Raw genomic sequence first — 11369 nt, 5'->3', positions numbered from 1 at the left:
TCGCGGGACAAGCCCGCTCCCACAAGGGGCCGCGCTAGCCGCTTGTTCTCTGCGCGACAGCGCAGCCCGAAGGGCTGGGTAATCTCCCACCGGTACTTCGCCAACCACACCCTGTGGGAGCGCCTTACCACGAATGCGCCGTCATGGCTGGCGCTCGGCCACCGCCTTGAGCGTTCGCAACGTCACCAGCGGCGCATCCACCACGAACCGGTTGGCCAGCCAGCCCGGTACATCGCCGGCGGGGTCGGCCTGCAGCTGGTAGGTCACTTCGGTTTCCTTCTCGGCCACCGGATGCATCGTCCATTCGCCACGCAACCGCCGCACCCGGATCAACCCCGGCACGGCCGGCACCTTGCCTGGCTCCGCGCTCAGGTGGCGCACCAGGGTGCCGTCGTCCAGGCGCTCGGTACGCACCCGCAGCACCATGTCCCGCGGCTGTGACGGCCAGGGCAGGTCGGTGACCAGGTACACCCAGGTACTGTCGCCTTCGACCTCCAGCAAGCGCATCTCGGCGCAGGCATACAGCCACTTGCAGGCCACCCGCAGGTTTTCCTGCAGTTCAGTGAGCGTGCGCACGCTCGCCTTGATCCGCGCGACGCCGCGAAACGCCTGATAGGACGAACCTTCGACACGGCTCAGGTACACATCGACGCTGTCCTGCCGTTGCGCCAGGTGCCAGTCGTCGGCCAGCGACACGGGGGCCGGCAGCAGGACCAGCAAGGCAAGCAGTAGGCGGGGCAGGGGCATGGCAGTGGCCGGAACGAAACGGAGCGGGTTCCTGAAGTATGGCCAGAAACACGAAGCCCGCCATGAAGGCGGGCTCGTGGACATCAGCCTGGGCTCAACGCTGCGGGTTGAGGGTCAGGTGCGCGTGGCGGTTGACGTCCTTGTACAGCAGGTAGCTGAACGGGCCTGGGCCGCCGGAGTAGCAGGCTTGCGGGCAGAAGGCGCGCAGCCACATGAAGTCGCCGGCCTCGACCTCGACCCAGTCCTGGTTCAGGCGGTATACCGCCTTGCCTTCCAGGACGTACAGGCCGTGTTCCATGACGTGGGTTTCAGCGAACGGAATCACGCCGCCCGGCTGGAAGGTCACGATGTTGACGTGCATGTCGTGGCGCATGTCGGCCATGTCGACGAAGCGGGTGGTGACCCAGCGGCCTTCGGTGCCCGGCATCTCGATGACGGTGGCATCCTTGCGGTGGGTGACGAAGGATTCCGGAACCGGCAGGCCTTCGACCTTCTGGTAGTGCTTGCGCAGCCAGTGGAAGGTGACGTTGGCCTTGCTGTTGTTGCGCAGGCTCCAGTCGGCACCCGGGGCCAGGAAGGCATAACCGCCAGGCACCAGGGTGTGGTGCTTGCCTTCGACGGTGATGTCGATCTCGCCTTCGACCACGAACAGTACCGCTTCGGCGTTCGGGTCCAGCTCAGGGCGCTCGCTGCCGCCTTCGGGGGCGACTTCGACGATGTACTGCGAGAAGGTCTCGGCGAAGCCGGTCAGCGGGCGGGCGATGACCCACATGCGCATCTTGTCCCAGAACGGCAGGTGGCTGGTGACGATGTCACGCATCACGCCCTTGGGGATGACGGCATAGGCTTCGGTGAACATGGCACGGTCAGTCAGCAGCTCGGTTTGAGCTGGGTGCCCACCGTGGGGGGCGAAGTAGGAATGATTCGACATGGACAGTCTCGACTTGTTGTTCTTTCCCCGTGCCGTGTGCCGCACCGGCCGGTGCGCCGCAGGGGAGGCCTGGACAGAATATGGGCCTTTGCCAGGCATCCACAAATTAAATGTTGAAATGTCCGGTATTTATTCCGTGAATGTCGACCCCTCGTACCGAAAGCCGACAGAATGAAGGCTGATCAGCTCGGCAGGCGCGGGCGTCGGCCTGGCAGCAGGCCCAGCACCCGCATGCACCCGAGCAGGATTACCAGCACGCCAACACTGGTCCCCCTGTGGGGTGCGGCGGTCCGACTTGTCCCGCGATCAAGGGCGAAGCCTTTGCCAGGAAACAACGGGGTGTTGGTTTCGCGGGCAAGCCCAACAGGGAAGGTGCTGCGTTACCAAGCCTAGCTGCGTGCCACCAGCAGCAACGACTGCGGCACCGGGCTTTGCGGATGCTGCGGCTCCTGCAGGCTGGCAAGGCGCAACCCAGCCATGTCCAGGGCGTTCAGCCAGCTGGAGAGGGTACGGAAGTACCAGGGCATGGGTGTCCACTGGCCGGCGAAACCGGCGAAGGTCTCTTCGCGCCAGCCATCTTGATAGTCACCGTTGGCCATCGACCATGGGTGCAGCGTCTGGATCACCAGGGCGCCGCCGGGAGTGAGCAGATTGCGCATGGTGACCAGCAAGGGAATGATGTCCTGATGCAGCAGGGCGAAGTTGGCGCACACCAGGTCATAGCCCTGGCCCACATCGACCTGGGTCTGGATCAGTTGCTCGTAGGTCGCCTGGTACACGTTGCTCGAGCCTGCCGCCCGTGCGGCCTCTACCAGCGTCGCATCGCCGTCCACACCGGTCGCCTCGATGCCGCGTTCGGCCAGGGCGCGCAGCAGCCAGCCCTCGCCACAGCCCAGGTCCAGCACTCGCTGTGGCTGGCGGCTCATCAGCGCCAGGAGGATGGCCTGGTCGGTGACCTGGCGGCGGCTTTCGATGGCACCGCTGCGTACGGCCTGGATCCAGGCCTGGGCATTGTGCTGCCAGCTGCCTTGTAGCGTGGTGTCGGGCGTGGGCATTGAGGCAGGTCCGAACGTTAGCGTGTGGAAATGATAGGCCAGGTGAAGTAACCCTGTGCAACGGGTTCTGGCATGATGCAAGCAGCCCATCTATTCGAAAGTCAGATTCTGCTTATGACTGAAAGTGTGAAATCCAATAGATCGATCTACGACCTCGACCTGCTCCGGGCCGTGGTGATGGTCGCTGACTGCGGCAGCTTCACCACGGCGGCCACCCGGCTGCATTCGACGCAGTCGACGGTCAGCCAGAAGATCCGGCGGCTCGAGGAGATGGTCGGGCACCAACTGCTCGACCGCAGCAACCGCGAAGTGCACCCCACCGATGCCGGCGAAACGCTGCTGCGCTATGCGCGCCACCTGCTCGCGGTGAGCAACCAACTGAGCGAGGCAATGTCGGGCGGGGTCACGGTTACCGTGCGCATCGGCCTGCCGGACGACTTCGTCGCCAGCAAGACCGTCCCGGCGCTCGCGGCCTTCAACCGCAAGTATCCGAAGGTCAAGCTGGAGATCACCGGCGGCCTGAGCCGCGACCTGATGAGCAGCTATGACCGCGGTGAGCTCGACCTGGTGCTGGTCAAGCAGCGGCGGCACAGCCGCGAGGCCAATGCCTGCCAGCCCGAACGCATCGAGTGGGTCGACAGTGCGCAGTACCCTTGCTTCGCGCAAGACCCGATTCCCCTGGTGACCTTTCCGCCGCGCGGGCTCTACCGCGACGACATGATCAGCGCCATCGAAGCGATGGGCCGCAACTGGTGCATCGGTTTCACCAGCTCCAGCCTTGCCGGTATCCAGGAAGCCGTGGCCAACGGTCTGGGCGTGAGCCTGCTGCCCTCGCGGGTGGTCACGCCGGGGCATCGGGTGTTGGGTGTCGAGGACGGTTTCAAACCGATCAAGGTATTCGAAGCGGCGATCTTCCATCGCCCCACGGCCGACCCGATGGTCAAGGAGCTGGCGGATATCCTGGTCGGCATCCTGCGCGCCGAGGCCAGCGAAGGAGGGTGAGCGACCGGTTTGGGGGCAAGGGGTTCGCCCTTGATCGCGGGACACACCTGCTCCTACAGAGGGAGGGATTGCCAGCCCCGGGTACGTACTGGCTGGCTGGGACGTTATACTCGCGGGTCGTTCCACTGTATCCGAGTACTACCATGGGTCTTTCCACAACCGCCACACCCGAACCGCGCCGGCTGGGCGCGCCGTTGATCGCCCTGGGCCTGCTGCTGGCAGGTGCCTGGTTCCTCAATCTCAATGCCGGCTTTAACCAGGTACTGCTGCTGATCGTCGGCGCGGCCCTGGGTCTGACGCTCTACCATGCTGCCTTTGGTTTCACCTCGGCTTGGCGAGTGTTCATCACCGAGCGTCGTGGTGCCGGCCTGCGTGCGCAGATGGTCATGCTGGCCCTGGCCGTGTTGCTGTTCTTCCCGGCCCTGTCGTCCGGCAGCCTGTTCGGCACGCCGATCAAGGGGCTGGTGGCGCCGGCAGGCGTCTCAGTCGTGTTCGGTGCATTCATCTTCGGCATCGGCATGCAGCTCGGTGGCGGCTGCGCCTCGGGCACGTTGTTCACCGTCGGCGGTGGCAATGCGCGAATGCTGGTGACCTTGCTGTTCTTCATCATCGGTTCGGTCACCGCCACTCACCACGTCGACTGGTGGTTCGCCTTGCCGTCGTTCCCGGCCACCTCCATCGTCCAGGCCTGGGGTGTGGTGCCTGCGCTGTTGGCCAGCCTGGCCCTGTTCGGGCTGATCGCGTGGGCCACGCGGGTGCTGGAAATGCGTCGCCATGGCGGGCTGGAAGTACCCGCGCCCAGCGAGCACCAGGGCCTGCGTCGCTTCCTGCGAGGCCCCTGGCCGCTGGTATGGGGCGCCATCGCACTGGCGCTGCTGAACTACGCCACCCTGGCCCTGGCCGGTCGCCCCTGGGGGATCACCTCGGCGTTCGCTCTGTGGGGGGCCAAGACCTTGGGTGGCCTGGGTGTCGACGTCGGCAGTTGGGCATTCTGGCAGGTGCCTGCCAACGCCAAGGCCCTGGCCGCACCCTTATGGCAGGACGTCACCACGGTGATGGACCTGGGGATCGTGCTCGGTGCGCTGTTGGCTGCAGGCCTGGCCGGGCGTTTCGCGCCGAGCTTGAACATTCCGTTGCCGTCGCTGATCGCCGCAATCATTGGTGGCCTGTTGCTGGGCTATGGCTCGCGCCTGGCCTATGGCTGCAATATCGGCGCCTACTTCAGCGGCATCGCATCGGGCAGCGTGCATGGTTGGCTGTGGCTGGTGGCGGCCTATACCGGCAATCTGGTAGGTGTACGCCTGCGCCCGCTGTTCTTCGCCGGCGAGCGTCGTGCGCCGGCCTTGAGCGGCTGTTGAGACTCACCGCCCCAACATATAAGTGGCTGGGGCGGGTGTTCTAATGTTAACAAGGCACCTTAAATAGTTTTGCTATCTATTTGAAACTAAAGAATTTATCTTCTAGCAACGGCATGTTGCACACACTGTTCATAGTACGTCTGCTTGATCGCGGTCGGCTTGAGTCGCGAGCGGCTGTTGTAGGTCTGTTCGGTGATGCCGAATGCCGTCATGCGCATCCAGGGCTTGGGAAACCGCCGTGTTTGCAGTTTCTTGCGCGTGGCATACAACGTCACGCCGGAAAGCTTGGCCTGTTGCGCTTCGGCGGCGATCTGCGAGCCCCAGTTACAGACGTGGCGATCGTTCTGGTTCAAGGCTCTGGCCTGGGCGCCGAAGGCGACCGTGGCCATTACGCAGCCAGCGATCGTTGCTAGAAATGCCCGCATGTTGCTGTCCTAAGCTTATGAAGGGGAAGGAAGTTTGCCTTCACCTTGCACGGCTAGGGGCCAGCAATTTGCCGTCAGATTTTTTACCGGGCTGAAAAAGCGATCGCGAGGCAGGCACACGCCAGCCGCCCGCTTCCACGGGAAGTGTTCTGGGACCAGCAGAGGGTGACCGAGAAAGCGGGAGGGCGGCATTGCACCGCCTCGCGATCGAAACCTAACGAAGAGGAATCAGGCAGCCTGGGTGCGCTTGCCCTGGGACTTGCGCACCTGGGTACGGCAGGCTTCGCCGAAGGCTTCGAAGATCCGGATCGAGTCAGGGTTCTTCGCAGCTTGCCATTCAGGGTGCCACTGCACGGCGAACAGGAACGGCGAAATGCTTGGCGCGTGGATGGCTTCGACCAGGCCGTCCTCGGCATGGGCGATCGGCTCGATGCCTTTGCCCAGTTTGTGCAGGCCCTGGCCATGCAGCGAGTTGACGCGGATCTCGTCGGTGCCGAGCTTCTCGCGCAGCCAGCTGCCTGGCTTGATCTTCACGCTGTGCACGGCCTGGTACTGGACATCGACCGGGTCTTCGGGGTTTTCCCGGTGGTCGTTGAAGCCAGGTTCGGCGTAGACCTTCTGATAGATATCGCCGCCCAGGGCGACGTTGATTTCCTGCATGCCACGGCAGATGCCGAAGATCGGCAGGCCACGGGCGATGGCCATCTTCACCAGCGGGATGTCGAACAGGTCGCGATCCTTGTCCTGGGCCTTGCCTGGAGTCTGGTTTTCCTGGCCATAGAGGGCCGGGTCGATGTTGCTGCCCGCGCCGGTCAGGTAGACACCGTCGGCCATGTCCAGGTAGGTCTCGAGGTCTTCGATACCGCAGCAGGTGGGCACCAGGACCGGGACGCAACCGGCGAACTCGACCAGCGGGGTGATGTATTTGTGGGTCATGACCTGATAGTCATGGCCTTTGCGCTCTTGGGTACCCATGGTCATCAGGACGACGGGCTTGCGCAGGGAGGGTTGCTTGTTGCCAATGTTGCTGTTGGACATATGTCACCTTGGGACAGGTTCTACCTGTCGTTGTTGTGCAGGCGCACGGCCTGGGCCTTGTGTGCGGCCTGGAGCCCCGAGCACTGCCGGCTCGCCAGGCAGGCGATTCCGGTCGGGGCTTGATTCATAGCTTGCCAGAGCCGTTCGATATGTCAAACGAGTGGCGGTGGGCGCAGGCGCCGTTTTTCGGGGTCTGCAAGGCCTGGAAGCCTGAGGTGACAAGGGTTTGGCGGGGGGGTTGGTCAATAATATTTAACGATGCAGTTGGCTCTTTGCGTTGGTGCAATGAAATGTGGAAAAGGGCTGCTTCGCAGCCCATCAAGGCGCCAGGCCGCTTGCGCAACGGCATGCTGCGCAGCGGCCTGGCACCGCGAAAGGGTCAGTGCAGGATCTGCTTGAGAAACGCCTGCGCCCGCGCCGTCCGTGGGTGGTTGAAGAACACCTCGGGCGGGCTGTCCTCGATGATGTGCCCGCCTTCGAGGAACAGCACGCGCTCGGCCACTTGCCGGGCGAAGCCCATCTCATGGGTTACGCAGAGCATGGTCATGCCGGTGCCGGCCAGTTGCACCAGCACGTCCAGCACCTCGGCGACCATTTCCGGGTCGAGCGCCGAGGTGGGCTCGTCGAACAGCATGATCCGGGGCTTCATGCACAGTGCCCGGGCGATGGCCACGCGCTGCTGTTGGCCGCCGGACAGCTGGCTGGGGTACTTGTGTGCCTGGTTCTCGATGCCCACCTTGCTCAGGTACATGCGCGCGCGCTCCTCGGCGTCCTTGCGCGACAGCCCGCGCACGCTGGTGGGCGCCAGCAGGCAATTGTTCAGCACGCTCATGTGCGGGAACAGGTTGAAATGCTGGAACACCATGCCGATCTCGCTGCGTACCTGGGCCGCCTGGCGGCTGGTGGCGGCAAGATCGGTGCCGGCCACCTGGATGCTGCCTTGCTCGGCGACCTCCAGGCGGTTGATGCAGCGGATCAAGGTCGACTTGCCGGAGCCCGAGGGGCCGCACAGGACGATGCGTTCGCCTTCGCGGACCTGCAGGTCGATGTCATGCAGCACATGGAAGGCACCATAGTGCTTGTTCAGGCCTTCGATGCGGATCAGCACCGGGCGCGGGTCGGGTTCGGGGGCGAGGCTGGCAAGGCTCAGGGGGGCTGCGGTCATTTTGTTGTTCTCCTCGCAGGTTCAGTCGAAGCGTGCGGCGCTGTAGGGCGCCGGGTCGGTGAAGGGCGCCTGGCCTGTGACCAGCTCGGCCAGCAGGCGGCCGGTGACCGGGCCCAGCGTCAGGCCGTGATGGGCGTGGCCGAAGTTGAACCAGAGGTTCTTGTGGCGCGGTGCCGGGCCGATCACCGGGCGCATGTCTGGCAGGCAGGGGCGTCGGCCCAGCCAGGGGCGGTCGTCCAAGCGCTCGCCCAAGGCCGGGAACAGCTTGCGCGCCAGGGCTTCGCAGCGGCCCAGCTGGATTTCGTTGCCGGGCGCATCGTGAGCGGCGAACTCGATGCCGGTGGTCAGGCGTACGCCCCGTGTCATGGGCGCCAGCACGTAGCCGCCCTGGGTGTCGCAGATCGAGTGCGCCAGCTCGGCGCCGTCACGGGTGCTGTAGTGCATGTGGTAGCCGCGTTTGATCGCCAGCGGGAAGCGATAGCCCAGTGGTTCGAACAGCTCGGCCGACTGCGGGCCGAGGCAGGCCACCACCTCGTCGGCGGTCACCGGCCCCCGGCGGCTGTCCACCTGCCACTGCTCGCCCACTTGGCGCAGGCTGCGCGCATCGCCATGCAGGAACTGCCCGCCACGCTGGACGAACAGCGCGGCGTAGCCGCGGGTCAGGCCGCCGGGGTTGGTCACGGTCTTGGGGTCCAACCAGTGGATGCCCCCGACCACATCGCCGTCGAGCTGCTGCTCCCGGGCCTGCAACTGGTCGCGTTCGAGGATCTGGTAGCGCAGGCCGTAGCGCGCCAGTGCCTGCAGGTCTGCCTTGGCCTGGGCGAACAGGCCAGGGTCGCGGTATATCTCGATCCAGCCCTTGGCCTGGACCAGCGCACCGAGGCCGGCGGCGTCGATCAGCGCGTCGTGCTCCTCGACACAGCGTTGCACCAGCGGCAGCATGTCGGCCGCCGCGCCGGCCAGGCGCCCGGGGGCCGACTGCTGCCAGTAGCGCAGCAGCCAGGGTGCGGCCTTAGGCAGGTGCAGGAGGCTGTAGCGCACGTCGGGCTGGCGGTTCAGGCCATAGCGCAGCAGCGCGCCCAGGCTGCGCGGGAAGGCGTAGGGGATCACGCTGGAGCGCTCGATCAGCCCGGCGTTGCCGTGGCTGGTGCCGCTGCCCGGTTCGTCGCGGTCGATCAGGACCACCTGGCGGCCACGGGCCTGCAGGTGCAGGGCGGTGCTGACGCCGACGATGCCGGCGCCCAGGACGATGGTTTGGAAATGCATGGAGCGTATCCTTCGGTCAGTTCAGGTGGCGGCCCAGGCGGGCTTCCAGGTGTTTCAGGGCGCGCCTGACGATTTCCACGATCACCAGATAGAGCACGGCGGCCCACAGGTAGATCTGGAAGTCGAAGCTGCGCGAGAAGGCCAGCTTGGTCACCCCCATCAGGTCGTACAGGGTCACCAGCGAGGCGATGGCGCTGGCCTTGATCATCAGGATCAACTCGTTGCCCAGTGGACCCACGGCCACCAGCAGCGACTGCGGCAGGACCACCTTGAAGAAGGTGGTCGAGCGCTTGAGGCTCAGGGCCCGGGCTGCTTCGTACTGGCCTGGCGCCACGGCCATGAGGCTGCCGCGGAAGATCTCCGCCTGGTAGGCGGCGGTGTTCAGGGTGAAGGCCAGCAGGGCGCAGTACCAGGCTTCGCGGAAAAACCACCACAGGCCCATGTCCTGCCAGAAACCCTTGAGCGAGCCGAGGCCGTAGTACAGTAGGAACAGCTGGGCCAGCAGGGGCGAGCCACGGAAGAAGTACACGTAGCTGGCGGACAAGTGCTGCAGCACTCGGCTACGCGACAGGCGTGCCAGGGCCAGCAGCAGGCCCAGGACAGCGCCAAGGGTGAAGGAGATCGCCACCAGCTTGGCGGTCACCAGCAAGCCGTCGACAAAGCGCGGCCCGTAGCGCTCCAGCAGGTCAGGGTCGAGCACCATGGCCAGCAATTGTTCGAAACTCATGCCCGAGCTCCTTGCAGGTGACGGTTGCAACGTCGTTCGATGAAGGCGAAGACCCGGCCCGAGAGGGCCGAGAACAGCAGGTAGCCCAGGCAGGCGACGCCATAGAAGAACATCGGTTCCTTGGTCACGCTGACGGCCAGGTTGGTCTGGCGCATCAGGTCGACCAGGGAGATGGTCGAGACCAGCGAGGTGTCCTTGAGCAGCGACAACCAGTTGTTGGACAAGCCCGGCAGGGCGATGCGGGTCAGTTGCGGCAGTACCACCTTGAAAAAGCCGGTGCGTCGGCTCAGGCCCAGGGCCGAACAGGCTTCCACCTGGCCCTTGGGTAGCGTCTTGAACGCCGCCAACCAAATCTCGCTGGAAAAGGCCGCGAACACCAGGCTGAAGGCGATCATCGCCGCCAGGAAGGTATTGATCAGCACTTCCCCTTCATAGCCCATGGCCGCCAGCAGTTTTTGCGCGGCGATCTGGCAGCCGTAGTAGATGATCAGTAGGGTCAGCAGCTCTGGCAGGCCGCGGAACACGGTTGAGAAACTGGTTGCCCAGGCGCGAGCCGCGCGGTTGCGCGAGCGGGCGGCGAGGGCGACCAGCAGGCCCAGGGGCAGGCCGATGGGCAGGCAGGCCAGGGCCAGCGACAGGGTCACCAGGGCGCCGGCCAGCAGCGCCTGGCCCCAGCCGCCGCTGGCGAAGGACAGCAAGGACAAATGTTCGAGCATGCAAAGGTGCTCCTTTTCCGTCAGCCTCGATATCCGATGGCAACGCGAACCCTGTGGGAGCGGGCTTGCCCCGCGATTGCGTCGGGCCAGTCAGCACTGACCGGCGTGCCAACGCCATCGCGGGACACGCCCGCTCCCACAGACCAGCGGCGAGGCTTGGGGGTCAGTGGTAGATGTCGAAGTCGAAGTACTTGCTGGCGATCTTCTGGTAGGTGCCGTTGGCGACGATTTCGTCCAAGGCCTTGTTCAGACGCTGGCGCAGGGCCTCGTCGTCCTTGCGCACGGCGATGGCAGCATCGGCCTTGGTACCGTTGACGTCGCCGAGGACCTTGCAGCACTCCTGGCCGTTCTTGTTGACCCACTCGTGCAGCGGAAACTTGTCGGCGATCACCCCGTCCAGGCGGCCGGCGGCGAGGTCGGCGTTGGCCTCGTCCATGGTCGGGTAGAGCTTCACGTCGGCGCCGGCCTTGGCATACACGTCTTCGGCGTAGATGGCCTGGGTGGAGGAGGACTGGGCGCCGACGGTGTAGCCCTTGAAGTCGCTTTGGGCATCGCTGATCGGACTGTCCTTGACCACCGCCACGGTCAGCGGGGTGCGGTAGTAGTGGTTGGTGAAGGCGATCTTCTTGCGCCGCTCCTCGGTGTCGATCATCGACGCGACCACGGCGTCATACTTGCGTGCCATCAAGGCCGGGATGATGCCCTCCCAGTCCTGGGCCACCAGGGTGCATTCGACCTTCATCTGCGCGCACAGGGCATGGGTAATGTCGATATCGAAGCCGTGCAGCTTGTTGTCGGCGTCGACATAGTTGAAGGGCGGGTAGGCACCTTCGGTGGCGAATCGCAGGGTCTCGGCGCTGGCCGCGCCCGCCAGGAACAGGGCACACGCACCCACCACAGCCATGGTCTTTCTCATCTTGCACCTCTGGACTTTCACTC

At 64.9% G+C, this 11369-nt stretch carries 12 protein-coding genes; 2 read left to right on the top strand and 10 right to left on the bottom strand.

Translation table 11 applies throughout. The annotated features are described in order from the left end of the window. Positions 1-141: 141 nt before the first annotated feature. The 3 genes from IRZ56_RS16630 to IRZ56_RS16620 all read right to left on the bottom strand — a co-directional run bounded on the left by IRZ56_RS16630 (position 142) and on the right by IRZ56_RS16620 (position 2733). Positions 142-741, bottom strand: coding sequence for an START domain-containing protein (locus IRZ56_RS16630; protein ID WP_419183260.1), 600 nt, complete (start codon positions 739-741; stop codon positions 142-144). A gap of 100 nt (positions 742-841) precedes the next feature. Continuing rightward, on the bottom strand, positions 842-1678 hold the full coding sequence (locus tag IRZ56_RS16625; protein ID WP_084857535.1) for a bifunctional allantoicase/(S)-ureidoglycine aminohydrolase: 837 nt from the start codon (positions 1676-1678) through the stop codon (positions 842-844). 389 nt (positions 1679-2067) lie between these two features. Next, entirely contained in the window at positions 2068-2733 is a 666-nt protein-coding gene (locus IRZ56_RS16620) for a class I SAM-dependent methyltransferase (RefSeq protein ID WP_196145934.1), read from the bottom strand. Positions 2734-2847: 114 nt separating this feature from the next. Here IRZ56_RS16620 and IRZ56_RS16615 point away from each other — a divergent pair, with 114 nt between their 5' ends. After that, positions 2848-3735 carry a LysR family transcriptional regulator gene (locus tag IRZ56_RS16615; protein ID WP_196145933.1) on the top strand — a complete coding sequence of 296 codons (888 nt, stop codon included), beginning with the start codon at positions 2848-2850 and terminating at the stop codon, positions 3733-3735. 143 nt (positions 3736-3878) lie between these two features. After that, positions 3879-5093: a YeeE/YedE family protein gene (locus IRZ56_RS16610; protein WP_196145932.1), complete on the top strand. Its 1215-nt coding sequence runs from the start codon at positions 3879-3881 to the stop codon at positions 5091-5093. A 95-nt stretch (positions 5094-5188) separates the two neighbouring features. Here the strand turns inward: IRZ56_RS16610 and IRZ56_RS16605 are convergent, their stop codons facing one another. The 7 genes from IRZ56_RS16605 to IRZ56_RS16575 form a co-directional block, all read right to left on the bottom strand. Beyond that, positions 5189-5518 (bottom strand): hypothetical protein, encoded by a 330-nt coding sequence (locus tag IRZ56_RS16605; RefSeq protein ID WP_196145931.1) that lies wholly within the window; start codon positions 5516-5518, stop codon positions 5189-5191. A 228-nt stretch (positions 5519-5746) separates the two neighbouring features. Then, entirely contained in the window at positions 5747-6556 is an 810-nt protein-coding gene (locus IRZ56_RS16600) for a gamma-glutamyl-gamma-aminobutyrate hydrolase family protein (RefSeq protein ID WP_196145930.1), read from the bottom strand. 379 nt (positions 6557-6935) lie between these two features. After that, positions 6936-7721 carry an amino acid ABC transporter ATP-binding protein gene (locus IRZ56_RS16595; protein WP_196145929.1) on the bottom strand — a complete coding sequence of 262 codons (786 nt, stop codon included), beginning with the start codon at positions 7719-7721 and terminating at the stop codon, positions 6936-6938. A 21-nt stretch (positions 7722-7742) separates the two neighbouring features. After that, the gene (locus IRZ56_RS16590; protein WP_196145928.1) at positions 7743-8987 is read right to left on the bottom strand and encodes an NAD(P)/FAD-dependent oxidoreductase; all 1245 of its coding nucleotides are present in this window, start codon (positions 8985-8987) and stop codon (positions 7743-7745) included. Between the two features lie 16 nt (positions 8988-9003). Next, entirely contained in the window at positions 9004-9714 is a 711-nt protein-coding gene (locus IRZ56_RS16585) for an ABC transporter permease (protein ID WP_196145927.1), read from the bottom strand. Further along, the gene (locus IRZ56_RS16580) at positions 9711-10430 is read right to left on the bottom strand and encodes an ABC transporter permease (protein ID WP_196145926.1); all 720 of its coding nucleotides are present in this window, start codon (positions 10428-10430) and stop codon (positions 9711-9713) included. Before IRZ56_RS16580 ends, IRZ56_RS16585 begins: the two co-directional genes overlap by 4 nt. A gap of 163 nt (positions 10431-10593) precedes the next feature. Then, complete coding sequence (locus tag IRZ56_RS16575) at positions 10594-11346, bottom strand: transporter substrate-binding domain-containing protein (RefSeq protein ID WP_196145925.1); 753 nt, start codon at positions 11344-11346, stop codon at positions 10594-10596. Positions 11347-11369: the final 23 nt, after the last annotated feature.

It is taken from the genome of Pseudomonas guariconensis (assembly GCF_015680235.1).
GTDB lineage: Bacteria > Pseudomonadota > Gammaproteobacteria > Pseudomonadales > Pseudomonadaceae > Aquipseudomonas > Aquipseudomonas guariconensis_A.
The sequence above is the reverse complement of the archived record's forward strand: the minus strand, read 5'-3'. Positions and strand labels throughout refer to the sequence as shown.